Source organism: Streptomyces sp. NPDC058198, assembly GCF_042882605.1.
GTDB lineage: Bacteria > Actinomycetota > Actinomycetes > Streptomycetales > Streptomycetaceae > Streptomyces.
The window spans coordinates 578935-598898 of record NZ_JBHVVP010000004.1; the positions used below are offsets into that span (position 1 = coordinate 578935).

At 70.2% G+C, this 19964-nt stretch carries 21 protein-coding genes; 15 read left to right on the forward strand and 6 right to left on the reverse strand.

Annotated features, from left to right (window positions below):
• Positions 1 to 53 precede the first annotated feature (53 nt).
• The 10 genes from ACFVWW_RS18800 (at position 54) to pstB (ending at position 10725) form a co-directional block, all read left to right on the forward strand.
• Entirely contained in the window at positions 54 to 452 is a 399-nt protein-coding gene (locus ACFVWW_RS18800; protein WP_384185158.1) for a GntR family transcriptional regulator, read from the forward strand.
• Positions 449 to 1366, forward strand: a complete 918-nt coding sequence (locus ACFVWW_RS18805; RefSeq protein WP_386878523.1) for an ABC transporter ATP-binding protein — start codon at positions 449 to 451, stop codon at positions 1364 to 1366. Before ACFVWW_RS18800 ends, ACFVWW_RS18805 begins: the two co-directional genes overlap by 4 nt.
• On the forward strand, positions 1363 to 2301 hold the full coding sequence (locus tag ACFVWW_RS18810) for an ABC transporter permease (protein ID WP_386878522.1): 939 nt from the start codon (positions 1363 to 1365) through the stop codon (positions 2299 to 2301). The genes ACFVWW_RS18805 and ACFVWW_RS18810 overlap by 4 nt, the downstream gene beginning before the upstream one ends.
• 233 nt (positions 2302 to 2534) lie before the next feature.
• Positions 2535 to 4763 carry an RNA degradosome polyphosphate kinase gene (locus tag ACFVWW_RS18815; RefSeq protein ID WP_384185150.1) on the forward strand — a complete coding sequence of 743 codons (2229 nt, stop codon included), beginning with the start codon at positions 2535 to 2537 and terminating at the stop codon, positions 4761 to 4763.
• Positions 4750 to 5769 carry a CHAD domain-containing protein gene (locus ACFVWW_RS18820; protein ID WP_384185148.1) on the forward strand — a complete coding sequence of 340 codons (1020 nt, stop codon included), beginning with the start codon at positions 4750 to 4752 and terminating at the stop codon, positions 5767 to 5769. The genes ACFVWW_RS18815 and ACFVWW_RS18820 overlap by 14 nt, the downstream gene beginning before the upstream one ends.
• 20 nt (positions 5770 to 5789) lie before the next feature.
• Positions 5790 to 6215 (forward strand): NUDIX hydrolase, encoded by a 426-nt coding sequence (locus ACFVWW_RS18825; protein WP_384185145.1) that lies wholly within the window; start codon positions 5790 to 5792, stop codon positions 6213 to 6215.
• A 353-nt stretch (positions 6216 to 6568) separates the two neighbouring features.
• Complete coding sequence (gene pstS / locus ACFVWW_RS18830) at positions 6569 to 7702, forward strand: phosphate ABC transporter substrate-binding protein PstS (protein ID WP_384185142.1); 1134 nt, start codon at positions 6569 to 6571, stop codon at positions 7700 to 7702.
• A gap of 124 nt (positions 7703 to 7826) precedes the next feature.
• A complete protein-coding gene (pstC, locus tag ACFVWW_RS18835; RefSeq protein WP_384185140.1) occupies positions 7827 to 8819 on the forward strand; it encodes a phosphate ABC transporter permease subunit PstC in 993 nt (330 codons plus the stop codon).
• A complete protein-coding gene (gene pstA, locus ACFVWW_RS18840; RefSeq protein ID WP_386878521.1) occupies positions 8816 to 9895 on the forward strand; it encodes a phosphate ABC transporter permease PstA in 1080 nt (359 codons plus the stop codon). Before pstC ends, pstA begins: the two co-directional genes overlap by 4 nt.
• A 53-nt stretch (positions 9896 to 9948) precedes the next feature.
• A complete protein-coding gene (gene pstB / locus ACFVWW_RS18845) occupies positions 9949 to 10725 on the forward strand; it encodes a phosphate ABC transporter ATP-binding protein PstB (RefSeq protein WP_386878520.1) in 777 nt (258 codons plus the stop codon).
• Between the two features lie 156 nt (positions 10726 to 10881).
• Here pstB and ACFVWW_RS18850 read toward each other — a convergent pair whose 3' ends face one another.
• The gene (locus ACFVWW_RS18850; RefSeq protein ID WP_384185132.1) at positions 10882 to 11880 is read right to left on the reverse strand and encodes an anion permease; all 999 of its coding nucleotides are present in this window, start codon (positions 11878 to 11880) and stop codon (positions 10882 to 10884) included.
• Between the two features lie 5 nt (positions 11881 to 11885).
• Complete coding sequence (locus ACFVWW_RS18855) at positions 11886 to 12506, reverse strand: DUF47 domain-containing protein (protein ID WP_384185130.1); 621 nt, start codon at positions 12504 to 12506, stop codon at positions 11886 to 11888.
• A 199-nt stretch (positions 12507 to 12705) separates the two neighbouring features.
• Between ACFVWW_RS18855 and ACFVWW_RS18860 the strand changes: the two genes are divergently transcribed.
• A complete protein-coding gene (locus ACFVWW_RS18860; protein WP_384185127.1) occupies positions 12706 to 13059 on the forward strand; it encodes a metal-sensitive transcriptional regulator in 354 nt (117 codons plus the stop codon).
• 61 nt (positions 13060 to 13120) lie between these two features.
• On the opposite strand, the gene ACFVWW_RS18865 is transcribed toward ACFVWW_RS18860, so the two are convergent.
• Together ACFVWW_RS18865 and ACFVWW_RS18870 are read right to left on the reverse strand one after the other, a co-directional pair.
• Positions 13121 to 13339, reverse strand: coding sequence for a hypothetical protein (locus ACFVWW_RS18865; RefSeq protein WP_384185124.1), 219 nt, complete (start codon positions 13337 to 13339; stop codon positions 13121 to 13123).
• A 139-nt stretch (positions 13340 to 13478) separates the two neighbouring features.
• Positions 13479 to 14306 carry a hypothetical protein gene (locus ACFVWW_RS18870; RefSeq protein ID WP_384185121.1) on the reverse strand — a complete coding sequence of 276 codons (828 nt, stop codon included), beginning with the start codon at positions 14304 to 14306 and terminating at the stop codon, positions 13479 to 13481.
• A 128-nt stretch (positions 14307 to 14434) separates the two neighbouring features.
• On the opposite strand from ACFVWW_RS18870, the gene ACFVWW_RS18875 reads away from it, so the two are divergent.
• The 4 genes from ACFVWW_RS18875 to ACFVWW_RS18890 all read left to right on the forward strand — a co-directional run bounded on the left by ACFVWW_RS18875 (position 14435) and on the right by ACFVWW_RS18890 (position 17918).
• Positions 14435 to 14623, forward strand: coding sequence for a hypothetical protein (locus ACFVWW_RS18875; RefSeq protein ID WP_384185119.1), 189 nt, complete (start codon positions 14435 to 14437; stop codon positions 14621 to 14623).
• Between the two features lie 47 nt (positions 14624 to 14670).
• On the forward strand, positions 14671 to 16263 hold the full coding sequence (locus ACFVWW_RS18880; protein WP_386878519.1) for an FAD-binding oxidoreductase: 1593 nt from the start codon (positions 14671 to 14673) through the stop codon (positions 16261 to 16263).
• A 138-nt stretch (positions 16264 to 16401) separates the two neighbouring features.
• Positions 16402 to 17247, forward strand: coding sequence for a hypothetical protein (locus ACFVWW_RS18885; protein WP_386878518.1), 846 nt, complete (start codon positions 16402 to 16404; stop codon positions 17245 to 17247).
• A 44-nt stretch (positions 17248 to 17291) separates the two neighbouring features.
• Positions 17292 to 17918, forward strand: coding sequence for a sortase domain-bontaining protein (locus tag ACFVWW_RS18890; RefSeq protein WP_384185111.1), 627 nt, complete (start codon positions 17292 to 17294; stop codon positions 17916 to 17918).
• A 9-nt stretch (positions 17919 to 17927) separates the two neighbouring features.
• Here ACFVWW_RS18890 and ACFVWW_RS18895 read toward each other — a convergent pair whose 3' ends face one another.
• Together ACFVWW_RS18895 and ACFVWW_RS18900 are read right to left on the reverse strand one after the other, a co-directional pair.
• Complete coding sequence (locus ACFVWW_RS18895) at positions 17928 to 18656, reverse strand: phosphatase PAP2 family protein (protein ID WP_384185108.1); 729 nt, start codon at positions 18654 to 18656, stop codon at positions 17928 to 17930.
• A 279-nt stretch (positions 18657 to 18935) separates the two neighbouring features.
• Entirely contained in the window at positions 18936 to 19916 is a 981-nt protein-coding gene (locus ACFVWW_RS18900) for an NlpC/P60 family protein (protein WP_386878517.1), read from the reverse strand.
• Positions 19917 to 19964: the final 48 nt, after the last annotated feature.

Sequence of the window (19964 nt, forward strand, 5' to 3'; positions counted from 1 at the left end):
CCCCTTCCTTGCAGCACCCTTTCACTACTTCCTTAGTGAAAGGGTGGTTGCGGGTGATCGAGTACCGCATCGACCGGCGCAGCGGGGTGGCCACCTACCTCCAGATCGTCCAGCAGACCAAACAGGCCCTGCGCCTGGGCCTGCTGGAACCTGGCGACCGGCTGCCCACGGCCCGCGAGGTGGTGGAGGCCACCGCCATCAATCCCAACACCGTGCTCAAGGCCTACCGGGAGCTCGAGCGCGAAGGACTGGCGGAGGGGCGGCGCGGGCTCGGCACCTTTGTCCGGGGCACCCTCGGCCGCGGCTCCGCCGACAGCGCGCTGCGGGCGGAACTGGCCGCCTGGGCCGACCGCGCCCGCGCCGAGGGCCTGGACAAGGACGACGTGACCGCGCTTTTCACATCCGTGGTCGAAGAACGCTTCGAAGAAAGCTTCAAGGGGGACGACGCATGACAGCGGCGGCGATCGAGGCGACCGGCCTCGGCAAACGGTACGGAAGATGGGGAGACGGAAAGCGCTGGGCGCTGCGCGACTGTTCGTTCCGGATACCCGCGGGGCGCGTGTGCGCGCTCGTCGGCCCCAATGGCGCCGGCAAGTCCACGCTGCTCGCCCACGCGGCCGGGCTGCTGGTGCCCACGGAAGGTTCCGTACGTGTCCTCGGCACCGACGACCCGGCGGCGGCCCGCACACGCCTCGCGTATGTCGCCCAGGACAAGCCCATGCACCCGCAGCTGACGGTCGGTGAGACACTGCGGATGGGCCGCGAGCTGAACCCCGGGCGCTGGGACGCGGAGACGGCCGAGCGCGTGATCGAGGGCGGCGCGCTCGACCACGGCCTCCGGGTCCGTACGCTCTCCGGCGGCCAGCGCACCCGCGTCGCCCTCGCGCTCGCCCTGGGCAAGCGCCCGGACCTGCTGCTGCTCGACGAGCCGATGGCCGACCTCGACCCGCTGGCACGCCATCAGCTGATGGGCACGCTGCTGGCGGACGCGGCGGTGAACGGCACCACCGTGGTGATCTCCTCGCACATCCTCACCGAGCTGGAGGACGCCTGCGACTATCTGCTGCTCGTGGACGGCGGACAGGTCAGGCTCGGCGGTGAGATCGAGGACATCCTCACCGCGCACACCCTGGTGACCGGGCCCGTACGCGACCTGGCACCGCACACCGTCGTCGAGTCGCGGGCGACGGGCCGCGGGCTCACCGCGCTGATCCGGCCCGACGGACCGCTGGACGACGCCTGGCAGGCGGCCGATCCCTCACTGGAGGAACTGTTGCTGGCGCATCTGCGCTCCCCCGGCGCGCCGGTCCTGTTCACCCCGAGCGCGGAGCTGCCGGGCCGCGACCGTACGGAGGTGACGGTATGAGCGCGCTGACCTTGCGCGGCCCTGTGTGGGTGGCGGTACGCCAGCACCGGCGCGCGCTGTGGGCGGGGCTGGCGCTCCTGGTGCTCACGATCGGCGTCCAGGCCGCGGCTCGGGTCTGGGTGAGTTCGGCGGAGGTAACCGGCAGCTGCGACGCGGAGTGGGGCGCGGCGTGTGCCGCCTATTCGAACGCGGCCGGCTGGTTCGGCTGGGCGGAGACCTATGGCGGAGCGACCGTCGTCCTGCTGCCGCTGCTCGTCGCGGCGTTCGTCGCGGGCCCGCTGATCGCGCGGGAGCTGGAATCCGGGACGTACAAACTGGCCTGGACCCAGTCGGTGCCGCCCGCCCGCTGGCTCGCCTCGAAGCTCGCCGTGTCCGCCGCTGTCACCGTTGTGGGCACGGCCGTCCTCGTCATCACGTTCCGCTGGACCAGGTCGTATGTCCGGGCCGACTGGGTCTTCCCGCGGGGCTGGTACGACGGCGGCTACCCCGCCCTCGGTCTGACCGCCATCGCCCATGTCCTGCTGGCGGTCGCCGTCGGCGCGCTCGCCGGCCTGCTGGTGCGCCGTACCGTCGTGGCGATGGCCGTCGGTCTGCTCGCCACGGGAGCGGTCGTGGCCGTATCCGCCTTGGTGCGGCCCTTCCTGTGGCCGGTCGTCACGGCCTCGGGCAGGGCGCGGCTCCCGGATGACGTCTGGCGCGTACAGGACGGCGTCACCTTCGCCGACGGCAGCCGGATGACCTTCGAGGAATGCTGGGACATCGGATTCTCGAAGTCGCCGTGCGCGACGCCCCCTGGAGATGCGGCGCGCTTCTACGACTACCACCCCGCCTCCCATTTCTGGCCCCTCCAGCTCATGGAGACCGGCATCGTCCTGGCCCTGGCCGCGATCGTCACCGCCGTCGCGTTCCAGGTCCTTCGCCGCCGCCACGCCTGACCCACCCGTCCCGAATCCGGCTCCCCGGGGGTGTCGTACCGCCCCCGGGGAGCCCCGCCCCGCTTTCCTCCACGTCATGTCTCCGTTACCGGCCATTCAGACGACCTTGCGACCCTCTCTGAATGCAGCCCGCTGTGCCCCCCACCCCGAACGGCAGGACCCACGGCAGGATCCACCTCGCCCCTGCTCTCTCCGACGCGCCTGTCGACCCTTCGGCGCGGAAGAATGGGGACATGAGCAAGCAGCCCGCCGAGGTCCCGGTCCAGCACTCCCAGCCGTCCGTCGGTTTCATAGCCGCCCACCGGCCGAACACGGTCGCCACGGGCGGGTCCGACCTTGAGCCCGATCTCGACGCCGACCTCGACGCGTACGAGGAGGACGCCGGCCCGGACGGCGCGGAACTGCCCCTGGGGCGGTTCCTCGACCGTGAGCGCAGCTGGCTCGCGTTCAACGAACGGGTCCTGGAGCTCGCCGAGGATCCCGCGACCCCGCTCCTCGAACGGGCCAACTTCCTCGCGATCTTCGCGTCCAACCTGGACGAGTTCTTCATGGTCAGGGTGGCCGGCCTCAAACGGCGTATCGCGACCGGGGTCGCCACCCGCTCCGCGTCCGGCCTCCAGCCGCGCGAGGTCCTCGACCTGATCTGGACCCGCTCGCGCGAGATCATGGCCCGGCACGCCGCCTGCTACCAGCAGGATGTCGCCCCGGCGCTGGCCGACGAGGGCATCCACATCATCCGCTGGCCCGAGCTGACCGAGAAGGAGCAGGCCCGCCTCTTCACGCTCTTCCGCCAGCAGATCTTCCCGGTCCTCACGCCGCTCGCCGTGGACCCGGCGCACCCCTTCCCGTACATCTCCGGCCTCTCCCTGAACCTTGCGGTCGTCGTCCGCAACCCGGTCAGCGGCCACCGTCACTTCGCGCGGGTCAAGGTGCCGCCGCTGCTCTCCCGCTTCCTGGAGGCGTCGCCGCAGCGGTACGTGCCGCTGGAGGACGTCATCGCCGCCCACCTGGAGGAGCTGTTCCCCGGGATGGAGGTCCTGGCGCACCACATGTTCCGGGTCACCCGCAACGAGGACCTGGAGGTGGAGGAGGACGACGCGGAGAATCTCCTCAAGGCGCTGGAGAAGGAGCTGATGCGGCGCCGCTTCGGGCCGCCGGTCCGACTGGAGGTCGAGGAGTCCATCGACCCGTACGTCCTCGATCTGCTGGTCCGCGAGCTGAAGGTGTCCGACGCGGAGGTCTATCCGCTGCCGGGGCCGCTGGATCTGACGGCGCTCTTCGGGATCTCGGCGCTGGACCGGCCCGAGCTGAAGTTCCCCAAGTTCATCGCGGGCACGCACCGCGATCTCGCCGAGGTGGAGTCCGCGTCCGCGCCCGACATCTTCGCCGCGCTGCGCGAGCGTGACGTGCTGCTGCACCACCCGTACGACTCGTTCTCGACGTCCGTGCAGGCCTTCCTGGAGCAGGCCGCGGCCGACCCGGACGTGCTGGCCATCAAGCAGACGCTGTACCGCACGTCCGGCGACTCCCCGATAGTGGACGCGCTGATCGACGCCGCCGAGTCGGGCAAGCAGGTCCTCGTGCTCGTCGAGATCAAGGCCCGCTTCGACGAGCAGGCCAACATCAAATGGGCGCGCAAGCTCGAAGAGGCCGGCTGCCATGTGGTGTACGGCCTGGTCGGGCTGAAGACGCACTGCAAGCTCTCGCTGGTGGTCCGGCAGGAGGGCGAGAACCTGCGCCGCTACAGCCATGTCGGCACCGGCAACTACCACCCGAAGACGGCGCGGCTGTACGAGGACCTCGGCCTGCTCACCGCGGACCCGCAGGTCGGCGCGGACCTCTCGGACCTCTTCAACCGGCTGTCCGGCTACTCGCGCCGCGAGACCTACCGCCGGCTGCTGGTCGCCCCGAAGTCCCTGCGCGACGGGCTCGTCTCCCGTATCAACAAGGAAGCCGCGCACCACCGCGCCGGGCGTCCCGCCTATGTCCGTATCAAGGTCAACTCGCTGGTCGACGAAGCGATCATCGACGCCTGCTACCGGGCCGCCCAGGCCGGTGTGCCGGTGGACATCTGGGTGCGCGGCATCTGTGCCGTACGCCCCGGGGTCGCCGGCCTCTCCGAGAACATCCGGGTGCGCTCCATCCTGGGGCGCTTCCTGGAACACTCCCGGGTCTTCGCCTTCGGCAACGGCGGCGAGCCCGAGGTCTGGCTCGGCAGTGCCGACATGATGCACCGCAATCTCGACCGCCGTATCGAAGCGCTGGTACGGCTCACCGACCCGGCGCACCGCGCGGCCATCACGCGGCTGCTCGAGGTCGGGATGTCCGACAAAACGTCCTCCTGGCACCTGGGCGCGGACGGCAACTGGACCCGGCACGCCACCGATGCGGAGGGCCAGCCGCTGCGGCATGTACAGGAAATGCTCATAGACGCCCGGAGGCGCCGGCGTGCAGCACCATGAAGTGGACACCGACCGGCTTACGGCGGGCGAGGTCCTGGCCGGGTATTTGCACTCCCGCGCCGGTGATTTCCTACGCGGCCTGCGGCTGTACGGCGAGAGCGGCTCGGACACCGCGGCTGCCGAGGCTGCGGCCCGTTCGCTGCGCGGCGCGGCCCGCAGGATCGGCGGCGGCCTGCATACGTTCCGGCCGCTGCTCGACCCGGTCTGGGCCGACCAGCTCCGTACGGAACTGGGCTGGCTCTCCGGCACCCTGGCCCAGGAGCAGGCCTGTACGGCACGGCTGCACCGGCTCGTCGGAGCGCTGGCGCGGCTCTCCGGGCCGCCCCCCGGCCCCGTCCCGGCGCGCGCGGAAGCGGGGTCCGGCGGTCAGCCGCCCGGCACGCTCACCGTCGGGGCGTCCCGCGCCGGCGCTCTGCTGGAGCGGCAGCTGACGCTCGCCAGGACCCGCGCGCACTCCGCCGCGCTCCAGGCGCTCGGCTCGTCCCGCTTCCACGCGGTGGCGGACGCCGTGGCCGTGCTGGCGTCCGAAGTGCCCCTGGCGCCGGTCGCGGCCGCCCCCGCCATCGAGGTGCTGGCCGGTCCCGGCGACAGCACCGAGCGGCAGCTGCTGGACGCGGTGGCCGGGCTGCCGCTGGCGCGCGCCGCGCATCCGTACAACGCGGAGGCCCTGGTCCACGGGCTGGCCACCGCGTCGGACGGCGAGGCGCAGGACGCCCCCTGGCACCAGGTGCGCCAGCTGCTGCGGCTGCACCGGTACGCGCAAGAGGTGTGGTGCGCCGGCGGCGCCCCCGATCCGGTGCTGATGGCCGCGGGCCAGGCCCTGGACCGGCACCGCGACGCGGCCGAGGCGGCCGCGGCCGCGGCGAACGCGGCCCGTACGCCGCGGATCGCGCCGACGACGGCGTACGCGCTGGGCGTGCTGCACGCCGACCAGCGCCACGAGGTGGAGGCGGCACGCTTCGCCTTCCAGCAGGTGTGGCAGCGGGCGGCGGCGACCGCGCCGTGACGGGGAACGGGAGCGGGTCCATGCGTGGGGGCGGCCGGCCGGACGTGGTGCTCGCGGCGGGCTGTGTGCTCTGGCGCCGCTCGGCGTCCGGCGACGGAATCGAACTGGCCCTGGTCCACCGTCCCAAGTACGACGACTGGTCCCACCCGAAGGGCAAGCTCAAGCGCGCGGAGGACGCCTTGGCGGGGGCTCTGCGCGAGGTGCTGGAGGAGACGGGCCACCACTGCGCGCCCGGGGCCCGGCTCGGTACGGTCCGCTATCTGGCCCAGGGCCGCCCCAAAGAGGTCAGCTACTGGGCGGCCGAGGCGACGGACGGCGCCTTCATCCCGAACGACGAGGTCGACCGCATAGCGTGGCTCGTCCCGCCGGCGGCCCGCGACCGCCTCACGCAGCCCCGCGACCGCCTCCTGGTGGACGCCCTGCTCAACGCGCTGCACGCGACGTAGCGGCCCCGGCGACAACCCGGGCACCGCACGCGACGAAGCGCCCCGGCGACCGCCCGACGTCGCACGCGACGTAGCGCACGCAACGTAGCGTCCTGGCGACAGTCCGTACCGATCGGCCGTCCGCACCCCCGTCCCCGCACGCCCCTTTCACCACCCGCACCCCGCCGGAGGCGCCCCCGCACCCAGCTGTCCGGCGAGGTTCACCTTCCGTTCACCCCCCTCCGTCGGCGGCTTCACCTGATCTGCCTAATTTCGGCCTTACACGGTGACCGGCACAGTGCCGCACCAGCCACCCCGACGCACGCCGCCGTAAGACTTCTCGGACCGGCGGCTCTTGGAAGGAAACACCCGAAGTGAAGCTTCAGCGCAAGAACGGGCTGCGCGCCACAGCGCTCGGTGCCCTCGCCGTCTCCGGCGCCCTGGTTCTCACGGCGTGCGGTTCGGACAACAACGCCGGCGACCCCGGCGACACGGGTACGAAGGCCACCGCCGCCTCCAGCGCGGTGTGCAAGGACGCCAAGGGCCAGCTGCTCGCGTCCGGCTCCAGCGCGCAGAAGAACGCCATGGACCTCTGGGTCAAGAACTACATGGCCTCCTGTACCGGCGTCGAGGTCAACTACAACAGCTCCTCCTCCGGTGAGGGCATCGCCAACTTCACCCAGGGCACCGTCGGCTTCGCCGGCTCCGACTCGGCGCTCAAGCCCGAAGAGGTCGCCGAGTCGAAGAAGATCTGCTCGGGCGGCCAGGGCATCAACCTGCCGATGGTCGGCGGACCGATCGCGATCGGTTACCACCTGGAGGGTGTGGACAGCCTCGTCCTGGACGCCCCCACGCTCGCCAAGATCTTCGACAGCAAGATCAAGAGCTGGGACGACGCGGCCATCGCGAAGCTGAACCCCGACGCCAAGCTCCCGAAGAAGCCCATCCAGGCCTTCCACCGCTCCGAGGACTCCGGCACCACGCAGAACCTCGGCAAGTACCTCGCCGCCACCGCCGCTTCCGACTGGAAGTACGAGGCCGAGAAGAAGTGGCCCGCCCCCGGCGGCCAGTCGGCGTCCGGCTCCTCCGGTGTCGCCACGCAGGTGAAGCAGGTCGACGGCGCGATCGGTTACTTCGAGCTGTCCTACGCCACCTCGCAGCAGATCTCGACGGTCTCCGTCGACACGGGCGCCAGCGCCCCCGTCGAGGCGTCGTCCGAGAACGCCTCCAAGGCCATCGCCGCCGCCAAGATCAAGGGCACCGGCAGCGACCTGGCCCTTGAGCTGGACTACGCCACCAAGGCCGACGGCGCCTACCCGATCGTCCTCGTGACGTACGAGATCGCCTGCGACAAGGGCAACAAGCCCGAGACGCTGGCCACGGTCAAGTCCTTCCTGACCTACACCGCCAGCGACGAGGGCCAGAAGCTGCTCTCCGACGCCGGTTACGCGCCGATCCCGGCCGAGATCAACGCCAAGGTCCGCGAGACGGTCGCCTCCCTCTCGTAGTCCCTCAGCTCAGCAGGTGACGGCAGGCCGGCCCGGTGCACCCCTCCGGGCCGGCGGGCCGTCCACCCATCCGGTGCACCGCCGCCAGGGGAGCCCTCACTCCCCCACACAGACCGGAAAGACCATGGCTTCCACCACACCCACAGACACACCGCCCGCCCCGTCGCTCAGCCCCAGGTCGGGAACCTCCACGGGCCGCGCGGGCGACACGATCTTCTCGGGCCTCTCGCGGGGCTCGGGCATTCTGCTGCTCGTCGTCATGGCGTCGATCGCGGGGTTCCTCACCTACCGCGCCGCCATCGCCATCTCCAAGGACGAGGGCAACTTCCTCACCACCTTCGACTGGGACGCCTCCGCCACCCCGCCGGTCTTCGGCATCGCGGTCCTGCTCGTCGGTACGATCGTCAGCTCGATCGTCGCGATGGTCATCGCCGTCCCGATCGCCGTCGGCATCGCGCTCTTCATCTCGCACTACGCGCCGCGCCGGCTGGCCGCGCCCCTCGCCTACGTCGTGGATCTGCTGGCCGCCGTGCCGAGCATCATCTACGGCATCTGGGGCGCCATCGTGCTCGTGCCGTACCTCGCGGGGCTCAACCTCTGGCTCGACCAGTACTTCGCGTGGACGTACATCTTCGACCAGACCCAGCCCGGCGTCGCCCGCAACATGCTGACGGTCGGGATCCTGCTGGCGATCATGATCCTGCCGATCGTGACCAGCGTCAGCCGGGAGGTCTTCCTCCAGGTTCCGCGGATGAACGAAGAGGCGGCCCTCGCCCTGGGCGCCACGCGCTGGGAGGTCATCCGGCTCTCCGTCCTGCCGTTCGGACGCTCCGGCGTCATCTCGGCCTCGATGCTGGGACTCGGCCGGGCGCTCGGCGAGACGATGGCCGTCGCCACGGTCCTGTCTCCCAGCTATCTGATGTCGCTCCATCTGCTCGACCCGGGCGGCGGCACGTTCGCCCAGAACATCGCGGCGAAGTTCGGCGAGGCCAATCCGCTCGGGCGTGACGCCCTGATCGCCTCCGGCCTGGTGCTCTTCGTCCTGACTCTGCTGGTGAACGGTGCGGCCCGGCTGATCATCGCGCGCCGCAAGGAGTACTCGGGGGCCAACGCATGAGCCACACAGCCGTACAGCACACGCAGGCCCCGCTGCCGCCCGTGGGCGAACAGAAGAGCCTCAGCCACCGCGGTCTCCCCCGCTGGGCGCCGGCCGGCTTCGCCCTCGTCGGCATCCTGCTCGGCACGGGCATCGGAGCCGCCGCCGGCCTCGACAGCAAGGTCCAGTGGGGCCTGATCGCCGTCATCGCCTTCCTCGCCGTCTCGTACGTCACCACCTCGGTGGTCGAGAACAAGCGCCAGGCCAAGGACCGCTTCGCCACCAGCATCGTCTGGGTGTGCTTCGTCCTCGCCGTGATCCCGCTGTTCTCGCTGCTCTGGACCACCATCAGCCGCGGTGTGAAGGCGCTCGACCCGTACTTCCTGACCCACTCCATGGCCGGTATCCCCAGCGCGGAGCAGGGCGGCGGTGTCTACCACGCGCTGATCGGCACGCTGGAGCAGGTCGGCATCGCCACCGTGATCTCCACGCCGATCGGTCTGCTGACGGCCGTCTACCTCGTCGAGTACGGCAAGGGCGCGCTGGCCAAGGCGGTGACGTTCTTCGTGGACGTCATGACCGGCATCCCGTCCATCGTCGCGGGTCTGTTCATCCTGTCGATCGTGCTGATGTTCAAGATCGAGCCGTCCGGCCTGCTGGGCTCGCTCGCCCTCACGATCCTGATGATGCCGGTCGTGGTCCGCTCCACCGAAGAGATGCTCAAGCTCGTCCCGAACGAGCTGCGTGAGGCGGCGCTCGCCCTCGGCGTGCCGAAGTGGCGGATGATTCTGAAGGTGGTCCTGCCGACCGCGATCGGCGGTATCACCACCGGTGTGATGCTCGCCATCGCGCGTATCGCCGGTGAGACCGCGCCGATCATCCTGCTCGTCTTCGGCAGCCAGCTGATCAACACCAACCCCTTCGAGGGTGCGCAGTCCTCGCTCCCGTTCTACATCTACGAGCAGTACAAGGCCGGCGAGGTCGCTTCGATCGACCGTGCCTGGGCCGCGGCCCTGGTGCTGATCGCGTTCGTCATGATCCTCAATCTGGTGGCGCGCGGCATCGCCCGCTGGAAGGCCCCGAAGACCGGCCGCTGAGGCCTCGATATCCGGCTCCGCCGCGCGGGGCCACGAAAGAAGCAGTGATTGACATGGCCAAGCGAATCGACGTCAGCGGACTCTCCGCCTACTACGGCTCCCACCGGGCGATCGACGACATCTCGATGACCGTGGAGCCCCGCTCCGTGACGGCCTTCATCGGCCCGTCCGGCTGCGGCAAGTCCACCTTCCTGCGCACGCTGAACCGGATGCACGAGGTCACCCCCGGCGGCCGGGTCGAGGGCAAGGTGCTCCTGGACGACGAGAATCTGTACGGCGCGCATGTCGACCCGGTCGCCGTGCGCCGTACGGTCGGCATGGTCTTCCAGCGCCCGAACCCGTTCCCGACGATGTCGATCTTCGACAATGTCGCGGCGGGGCTGCGGCTCAACGGCAAGGTCCGCAAGAGCGAGCTGTCCGAGGTCGTGGAGAAGTCCCTCAAGGGCGCCAACCTCTGGAACGAGGTCAAGGACCGCCTGAACAAGCCCGGTTCCGGTCTCTCCGGCGGCCAGCAGCAGCGTCTGTGCATCGCCCGCGCCATCGCGGTCGAGCCGGAGGTGCTGCTGATGGACGAGCCGTGCTCCGCCCTCGACCCGATCTCCACCCTCGCCATCGAGGACCTGATCGGGGAGCTGAAGGAGCGCTTCACGATCGTGATCGTGACGCACAACATGCAGCAGGCGGCGCGTGTCTCGGACCGTACGGCCTTCTTCAACCTCTCCGCCGTCGGTCAGCCCGGGAAGCTCGTCGAAATAGACGAGACCGAGCGGATCTTCTCCAACCCGTCCGTGCAGGCGACCGAGGACTACATCTCCGGCCGCTTCGGATAGGGCGAAAGCCGTCCTGCGGTGCTGCATGGCGGTGCCACCGCAAGGCGAAGGGCCCGCCCCCTCTCTCAGGGGGGCGGGCCCCATTGCGTTTCCCGGCCGGTCAAAAGGTCATGCGGTTACACACTCACGCGGTCGTGGGCGTGGGCGTGGGCGTGGTCAGCCGAAGGCCAGGTTGACGATCCAGAAGCTCACCGCGGCCACCAGCGCGGCGGCCGGCATCGTGATGAACCAGCCGAGAATGATGTTCTTCGCCACGCCCCACCGCACCGCGTTGACCCGCTTCGTCGCCCCGGCGCCCATGATCGCCGAGGTGATGACATGCGTCGTCGAGATCGGCGCGTGGAACAGGAACGCCGAGCCGAACATGATCGACGCGCCGGTCGTCTCCGCCGCGAATCCCTGCGGCGGGTCCAGCTCGATGATCTTCCGTCCCAGCGTCCGCATGATGCGCCAGCCGCCCGCGTACGTACCGAGGGACAGCATCAGCGCGCAGACGATCTTCACCCAGACCGGGATCGCGTCGCCGGAGTCCTCCACATCGGCGATGACGAGGGCCATCACCACGATGCCCATCGTCTTCTGCGCGTCCTGCAGACCGTGCCCGAGGGCCATGCCCGCCGCCGAGACGGTCTGGGCTATCCGGAAGCCGCGCTTGGCCTTGTGCGGGTTGGCCTTACGGAACATCCACATGATCGCGACCATCACCAGATAGCCGACGAGCAGGCCGACGAGCGGCGAGACGAACATCGGGATGACGACCTTGTCCAGCACTCCGGACCAGATCACCTCGGTGCCGCCGGCCAGCGCCGCGCCCACCATGCCGCCGAACAGCGCGTGGGAGGACGAGGACGGAAGTCCGTAGTACCAGGTGACCAGATTCCAGACGATCGCGCCGACCAGCGCGGCGAAGAGGATGCCCATCCCCCTCGCCCCGTGGGGGGTGGCGATCAGACCCTCGCTGACGGTCTTGGCGACCCCCTGGCCGAGAAAAGCGCCCGCGAGGTTCATCACCGCCGCCATGGCGAGGGCGGCGCGGGGGGTCAGTGCCCGCGTGGACACCGAGGTCGCGATGGCGTTCGCGGAGTCGTGAAAGCCGTTGGTGTACGTGAAGCCGAGCGCGACACCGATGGTCACGATCAGTGCGAAGGTGTCCACGAGGTTCAGGACTCCTTGACCGCGATGGTCTCCACCGTATTCGCGACGTGCTCGAACGCGTCGGCGGCCTCTTCAAGCACATCAACGATCTGCTTGAGCTTGAGCACCTCCATCGCGTCGTACTTGCCGTTGAAGAGATGGGCCAGCAGCTTGCGGTGGATCTGGTCGGCCTGGTTCTCGAGCCGGTTGACCTCGATCCAGTACTCGGTGAGGTTGTTCATCGTCCGCAGGTGCGGCATGGCCTCGGCCGTCAGCTCGGCCGCCCTGGCCAGGACCTCGATCTGCTGCTCGACTCCCTTGGGCAGCTCCTCGACGTTGTACAGAACGACAAGGTCGACGGCCTCCTCCATGAAGTCCATGATGTCGTCGAGCTGGGACGCGAGGTTGTAGATGTCCTCGCGGTCGAAGGGCGTGATGAAGGAGGAGTTGAGCTGGTGGAAGATCGCGTGGGTGGCGTCGTCGCCCGCGTGCTCGGCTGCCCGCATCCGCTCAGCGATCTCGGCCCTGGCGGAGGAATCCGCCCCGAGGAGTTCCATGAGGAGCTTGGAGCCCGTGACGATGTTGTCCGCGGATGCGGCGAACATGTCGTAGAAGCTCGTCTCCCTGGGGGTCAGACGAAATCGCACGTGGGTTCCTCGGGTTACATGGGATTCGGTCAGGCTGATGCTAGGCGCATCATCCGGCCACGACTAACCGGCAAGTTCCCAGTGTCGCCCATGCGACATGGTGATATGCACAGGGCCCTGCCCCAAGGCTCACAGACAGGTATCATATACCCACGAGGGGTATATAGCCCTCTTTCGGACAGCACAACGGGAGGACGCGATGACGACCACCGAGGCGGCCGGCGCGGCGACGAGCGACGCGCCCTCCGTCACCACCGATCACGACCGCGGGGTGCACGGCTACCACAAGCAGAAGGACGAGCACCTCAAGAGGCTGCGCCGGATCGAGGGCCAGATCCGGGGCCTGCAGCGGCTGGTCGACGAGGACGTCTACTGCATCGACATACTCACGCAGGTCTCCGCCTCGACGAAGGCCCTGCAGTCCTTCGCACTCCAGCTCCTGGAGGAGCACCTGCGGCACTGCGTGGCCGACGCCGCGGTGAAGGGCGGGGAGGAGATCGACGCGAAGGTGGAGGAAGCGACCAAAGCGATTGCCCGTCTGCTCCGCACCTGACGGCCCCGGCAAAGCGAGCGCCGCGCCGACGGACGACCGGGGCGCGGCGGGACCGCGCCCCTCAGGTCCTGTCCGGCGGACACTCGCGGCGGCACTCCGTCTGACGGGGAGGCCGGGGCGGGACGGGACGCTCGACCGTGACGTTCAGCACCTCGTCGATACGGGCCGGACTGAGCCGCTCCCCGTCCGCGGCCGACGCCGCGATCATCAGCTCGCCGCACCACTCGATCTCGGCGAGGGCCACGTGGTCCTGAACGGTCGGCGTACGCAACGGAGCCACGTGCTATCACCTCTTCCTGCCGGTGTCGACTTCCTAGGGTAGGGAGCGTGATAGACCCCGCGCATGGCACGTCCGGACCATTTCCGCCTTGGTCCTCCATGGTTACGGCTTGATTTGATCTTGTTTTGATCCGGCGGGCTCACGCTTTGATCTTCCCGGTGAAGATATCGCCCCGGGGAGGCAGCGTGACGCTGACCCGAATACCGAACGCGTACAGCAGCGTCGTCGACGCGACAGCGACCGTACGCCCCTGGTTGAGATAGCTGAACTGGTGCCGGACTTTGCGCAATCGGCCCGATTCGTCCAGATACGCGTCGAACGGTACGGCGTCCTCGCTGAACCCTTCGGCCGCGGCGGCCAACGCCCCGCGCGCGTACGGCAGCGCCGCCTTCGCGGCCTGCCGGATGTCCGTGACCCCGCGGTAGTGCCACACCCTGGTCCCGGCCAGATCCTGTTCCGCGACAAACATCACATTCCGCGCGGTACGCAGCAGTTCGGCCGCGGCCAGCGGATCGGTCACCCCGCCCGTGACCAGATTCCCGTCCTCCAGGGCGGTCGAGTCCACCCTGACCCACTTGTCGGCCGGCACCCCGGCCCCGCGGTTCTTCATGTACAGCGCGCCGGGCGACAGCAGTTCGGTGATGGGCCGGTGCTCGCTCGCGCCCGCGGGGTCCTTGGGCAGGACGACCTTGAGCTGCCCCATCCGCTTGCCGAAGTCGTACGTACCCTCCCCCCGGATGGTCACGCGCGTCCCGCCGGCCGCCATCTCCATGGACGTACGGGCCTTCGAACTGCCGGACGCGAGCAGCACGTCGGCCGCCTTCCGCACCGCTCCCGGGTCACGGCCGGGCCGGTCGTCGGCCGCGGCGCCACTGCCCGCGGCGCATCCGCCGCTCGTGGCCACGAGCCCCGTCATGGCCATGGCGGCGAACGCCACGCCCCTGCGTCTGTGCTGCTGCACCACCATCGCCTGCCAACCCCCAACACCCGACCGCCGCTTGTCCGAAGCCCCACCCGTCCCGCATAACGACGCCCCGCGTTCCCCGTCACGCCGGGCCTGGTTACGGGGCGCCGACACCCCGGTACCGTGGAGGTGTGTGCGAGCAAGACACCTCCGGTCCCCCCACCGCCGCCTCACCCCGCACGGCGGCACCCCACACCACCTCCACCGTCGAACGCGGCTCGTTCTGCCTGGCCCGCTGCACCTGCGGCTGGACGGGCGCGGCCCGCAGATCACGCGACCGCGCCCGTACCGACGCGAACTCCCACGCCGCGTCGCGCTGACGCGGACCGCCCCACCGCGGCGCGGGCCGCCCTCAGGAGGTCGTCATATGGAACGGCGCAGACTGCTCACCGCCGCGGCCGCCGCCGTCACGGCCGCCACCGCGGCCGCCTGTTCCGGTGGCGGTACGGGAAAGCCGGCGGACGGAGCGCCTCCCCACGACGCCGCCACACCGCCCCGCCGCACCCCGCCGGCGAGCGGCTCCCCCGGAGCGAGCGGCTGGAGCGCGCTCGCGAAGGGGCTGGACGGAGAGCTCGTACGGCCGGACGACGCCGCGTACGCGACAGCCAGGCAGCTCTACAACACCCGGTTCGACACCCTGAAGCCCGCGGCCGTCGCCTATGTCGGCGGCGAGGACGACATAAGGGAGTGCCTCGACTTCGCCCGTACCCACCGCACCCCCGTCTCCATCCGGGGCGGCGGCCACTCCTACGCGGGCTGGTCCAGCGGCAACGGCCGTCTCGTCATCGACATATCGAAGCTCGACTCGCTCAAGAACGCCGCCTCGGACGGCACCATCGGCGCCGGCGCCAAGCTCGCCGATGTCTACCGCGCCCTCTCGGATCATGGACGTACGATCCCCGCCGGATCCTGCCCCACCGTCGGCGTCGCCGGCCTCACCCTCGGCGGCGGACACGGCGTCGCGGCCCGCGCGTACGGCCTGACCTGCGACAGCCTCATCTCGGCCACCCTCATCACGGCCGACGGCAAGCGACTGACCGCCGACGCCACGCAGAACCAGGACCTCTTCTGGGCGCTGCGCGGCGCGGGGAACGGCAACTTCGGTGTCGTCACCGAGCTGCGCTTCCGTACGCACCCCGCGCCCACCGGCGTCACCGCCTTCCTCAGCTGGCCCTGGCCGAAGGCGGCGGCCCTGCTCGACGCCTGGCAGAAGTGGGGCCCCGACCAGCCCGACGAGATCTGGTCCTCGCTCCATCTCTCCGCGGGGCCCGGCGGTGTCGCCCCGACCGCCACTCTCTCCGTCTTCTCCCTCGGCGACGAGGCGGATCTCCATAACGCCGTCGACCGCCTCGCGGACGGCGTGGGCGGGCCCGGCCCCGCGAGCTCCGTCTCGCTGCGCCGCCGCGGCTACGAGGACGCGATGCTGGTGTACGCGGGCTGCTCCGGATTCACCGAGGAGCAGTGCCGGCTGCCCGGTACGACTCCCGGCCGGAGCGCCGGGGGCGCGCTCCGGCGCGAGACGTACGCGGCCGCCTCGGACTTCTTCGACCGGTCGCTCTCCCCGGCCGGCCTGCGCGTCCTGGTGTCGGCCGCCGAGGAGTTCACCCGGATCCCGGCGGCCCGGGGCGGCGGCGGCTCGCTCGTCCTGACCGCGCTCGGCGGCGCGGTCAACCGCGTGGATCCGCTCGCCACGTCCTTCGTCCACCGGCGGTCGCGGATGCTCGCGCAGTACATCGCCGCCTGGGAGCCCGGGACCTCGGGACCGGAACAGCGGGCGTGGCTGAAGCGCACCCACGCGTCGATGCGGCGGTACGCGTCGGGCGCGGCGTACCAGAACTACATCGACCCGGCGCTGACCGGCTGGCGTACGGCCTACTACGGCGCCGCCGCCGACCGGCTGACCCGGCTGAAGAAGCAGTACGACCCCGACCGGCTGTTCGATTTCCCCCAGGCACTGTGAAGGTCGTTTCCCCGCAGGCGCCGTGACGGTCCTTGTCGCCCGTACGGCCCACAGAAGTGGCCGTACGGGCCGCCTGACGATGCTCTGTACATAGCGAAAACAGAACGGGGGGCAGAACCGACTCGCAAGGGCGGACACATGGACCGAACCGGACCCCGAATAGCCGCGCTCGCCACGGCCACCGTTCTCCTTCTCACCCTCGCCACCGGCCGCGCCGCGGCGGTGGACAAGCCGACCGAGCCCGGTGAGCTGACGCTCATCACCACCGACGCGGGCAAGGTACTGGCCGACAAGAAAGGCAACCCGCTCTACCTGCGGGACGCCGACAAGCGGGACGTATCGGACTGCGCGGCCTCCTGCGCCACCAGCTGGCCCGCCGCGATCGGCTATCCGACCAAGGCGCAGGGCGTCACCGGCGAGACCTCACAGACCGTGCTGAACGCGGTGAACAGTGACCATCCGCAGGTGATCTACAACGCGCACCCGCTGTACTACTACCGCAACGACCGGCCCAACCAGCCCAAGGGACACCGGATGCCGGGCTTCAGCCTGGTCGCCCCCGACGGCACGGCCATGCCGGACACGGGCTCGACGCCGACCGCGGCCTCGACGAAGGCGCCGAGCCCGGCGAAGTCGGCGCCGGCGTCCGCGAAGGCTTCGGCCAAGGCGACGGCCACAGCTACGGCGAAGGCGCCCGCCCAGACGGCGGACGCGAACAAGATTCCCGCGCCGCCGGCAGTGGCGACGAACAGTGCGGCGGCCACGGCCGGGACCGGCGCCGTCTCCCCGTCGGTCGGCGTTCTGCAGATCACCCCGTCCGGTGCGGCGAAGGGAGGCGCCGATCACCTGACCGCCGCCGACTCCTCAGGCCCGTCGGTCATGGCCGGACTCGCCCTCACCCTCGGGGCCACCGCCGCGGCCGCCGTCGGCACGATCCTCGTGGTGCGTCGCCACCAGCGCCGCGCCACGGGTGGCCGGCGCTGACCGGGAAGGCGGGTCGCTCGCACGGGGCGGGCGGGTGGCTCACGGTGGATACGGCGGTCAGGGGCCTCTCCGCCTTCGCGGCGCTGTGCATTCTGATCGCCGTGGCGCTCAACCTGTTCCCGCAGCGGCCCGCGTCCTCGTCGGCCAACGCCGAACCCCGCGTCGTGCGTGTCACGGACGCGCCCACCGCTCCCGTACGGCTGCACGTCCCGGCGCTGGGACTGGCCGCGGACGTCCTGCCGCTCGCGCTCGACGCCCAAGGCGCCCTGGACGCACCCGCCTTCCGGGACGCGATGAAGGTCGGCTGGTACGCCCTGGGCCCGCGCCCCGGCGAGCGCGGCCCGGCCGTGCTGGTCGGCCACCGGGACGCCCCCGCCGACTCCGGCAGCACCGTGGTGCGGACCGGCCGGGACACCATCCGCAACGCGGTCTTCGCCAAGCTGGGCCGGCTGCGCCTCGGCGATGTGGTCGAGACGGAGCTGGGGGACGGGCGCCGGGTGCCCTTCCGGGTGACGGCGGTCGATACGTACCCGACGAAGGACTTCCCCACGGCGCGGGTCTACGGTCCGGTGCCCGGCCCGGAGCTACGGCTGATCACCTGCGGCGGGGTGATCGACGCGAACGGCCACTGGGACTCGAATGTGGTGGTCAGCGCGGTAGCGGTGACCTGATCGAGAGCCTCAGGCGGCCAGGTTGTTGTCGTCGGGGCGCGGCTCGGGGATACCGAGCGGCCGCGTCCCGCCGACGGCGCCGGAGCCCGCCGTACCGTCCGTCTCACGCGCGGCCCGCGACCGTACGAGCCACCCCACCCGCGCCGAGCGGGAGATCGCCGACACCAGCGGTGTCAGCAGGGCGAGCGCGAGGGGCGTGAGCAGCAGGGCGACCGCCGTGCCGAGCGCGAAGCCGCCGATCACATCGGTCGGGTAGTGGACGCCCATGTAGACCCGGCAGAAGCCTTCGAGCAGCGCGAGCCCGAGCGCGACGAAACCGAACTTCCGGTTGGCGACGAAGACGCCGACACCGATGGCCATCGCCATCGTGGCGTGGTCGCTGACGAACGAGAAGTCCGTCTTCCCCGCCACGAGGACCTCGAGGCCCTTGTGATCCATGAACGGCCTCGGCCGTTCGACGAACCCCCTGATCGGGATATTGATGAGCAGCGCCACCCCCGCGGCGAGCGGCGCCCAGACGAGCCCGGCGACGGCCGTGACCGAGTCCTCCGCCGACCCGCGCTTGCGCACGCTCCACCAGCACCAGAGGACGACGAGCACCATCGCGAGCATGATCCCGAACTCACCGACGAACTCCATGCCGCGGTCGAACCACGACGGAGCGTCCTTGGCCAGTCCGTTGATGTCATAGAGCAGGCTGACGTCGGGGTTCGACCCATCCAGTACGAGTCCAGCCATCTGCTGCGGCCCCTTGCCTTGTGTCCTGCCGCGCCACATCACCGTGGGCGCCGCCTCTACCAACCCCCGTGGTCAGTACGGCACATGCTGCGCGATCAATACGCAGCTGTCGTCCAGGGAACGGCCTACTCGCCGCGTACGTTCCACTCTCCACCGAACGATCACCATGACGTTATCGAAGAGTGACACATCGTCGCAGCTCAGGGCCTCGGCCGGACGGACAGTTCCGGCCACTCGACAGCTTTCGGCAGGTCCGTTTTCAGACGGCCGGCCGACTCCTCAGACGGCCGGCCGGCTCGCCGGGAGGTTCGTCGGCAGCGATTTGGCGCCGTCCTCGGTGACCCGGGTGGCTCCGAAGTAGTCGGGTGTATCGATCTTGTCGAACCGGATCACGGCCCCGGTGTACGGCGCGTTGATCATGTACCCGCCGCCCACGTACAACCCCACATGCCGGATCGCCCGCGAATTGGTCAGATCGTCCGAGAAGAAGACAAGGTCACCGGGGAGCAGCTCATCCCGCGAGGGATGCTCGCCGGCGTTGTACTGATCATTGGCGACCCGCGGCAGCTCGATCCCCACGGTCCGGTACGCGGCCTGCGTCAGCCCGGAACAGTCGAACCGCCCGTCCTGCTCGGGCGTCCCGTTCCCGCCCCACAGGTACTTCGTACCGAGCTGCTGCTGCGCGAAGTAGATCGCCCCGGCGGCCTGCCGCGACGGCTCGACCCGCCCGATGGGCCGGGCGAAGCTCTTCTCCAGAGTCCGGATGATCTTGACGTAATTCTGCGTCTCCCGGTACGGCGGCACGCCCGCGTACTTGATGACGGCGTACGCCCCCGCGTTGTACGAGGCCAGCATGTTGTTGGTCGCGTCCCCGGGCACGTCCTTGACGTATTCAGCCAATTCACAGTCGTACGAGGCGGCCGACGGAATCGCGTCAGCCGGATCCCAGATGTCCCGGTCCCCGTCCTTGTCCCCGTCGATCCCGTGCGCGGCCCATGTCCCGGGGATGAACTGCCCGATCCCCTTGGCGTCGGCGGGACTCTGGGCGGAGGGGTTCCAGCCGCTCTCCTGGTACAACTGCGCGGCGAGCAAGGCGGGGTTGATGGCGGGACAGAGATTGCCCCACTTCTGCACGAGCGGCTGATACGCCGCCGGCACGGCCCCCTTGGCCAGCCCCACCCGCCCGCCCCCACCGGCTCCCCCGATGAGCCCGGCGGCGGCGGAGTAGGTCCCGACGACAAGCAGAGCGACGAAGCTCATACACAGCCCACCGACAGCGGCCGCGACCAGCCATGCCTTACGCACCGT

Coding starts and splice junctions, on each gene's coding strand:
- ACFVWW_RS18895 (WP_384185108.1), bottom strand. CDS start 18,656: ATGGCTGGACTCGTACTGGATGGGTCGAACCCCGACGTCAGCCTGCTC.
- ACFVWW_RS18860 (WP_384185127.1), top strand. CDS start 12,706: ATGACGACCACCGAGGCGGCCGGCGCGGCGACGAGCGACGCGCCCTCC.
- ACFVWW_RS18885 (WP_386878518.1), top strand. CDS start 16,402: ATGGACCGAACCGGACCCCGAATAGCCGCGCTCGCCACGGCCACCGTT.
- ACFVWW_RS18810 (WP_386878522.1), top strand. CDS start 1,363: ATGAGCGCGCTGACCTTGCGCGGCCCTGTGTGGGTGGCGGTACGCCAG.
- ACFVWW_RS18870 (WP_384185121.1), bottom strand. CDS start 14,306: ATGGTGGTGCAGCAGCACAGACGCAGGGGCGTGGCGTTCGCCGCCATG.
- ACFVWW_RS18825 (WP_384185145.1), top strand. CDS start 5,790: ATGCGTGGGGGCGGCCGGCCGGACGTGGTGCTCGCGGCGGGCTGTGTG.
- ACFVWW_RS18805 (WP_386878523.1), top strand. CDS start 449: ATGACAGCGGCGGCGATCGAGGCGACCGGCCTCGGCAAACGGTACGGA.
- pstC (WP_384185140.1), top strand. CDS start 7,827: ATGGCTTCCACCACACCCACAGACACACCGCCCGCCCCGTCGCTCAGC.
- ACFVWW_RS18880 (WP_386878519.1), top strand. CDS start 14,671: ATGGAACGGCGCAGACTGCTCACCGCCGCGGCCGCCGCCGTCACGGCC.
- ACFVWW_RS18815 (WP_384185150.1), top strand. CDS start 2,535: ATGAGCAAGCAGCCCGCCGAGGTCCCGGTCCAGCACTCCCAGCCGTCC.
- pstA (WP_386878521.1), top strand. CDS start 8,816: ATGAGCCACACAGCCGTACAGCACACGCAGGCCCCGCTGCCGCCCGTG.
- ACFVWW_RS18900 (WP_386878517.1), bottom strand. CDS start 19,916: ATGAGCTTCGTCGCTCTGCTTGTCGTCGGGACCTACTCCGCCGCCGCC.
- pstB (WP_386878520.1), top strand. CDS start 9,949: ATGGCCAAGCGAATCGACGTCAGCGGACTCTCCGCCTACTACGGCTCC.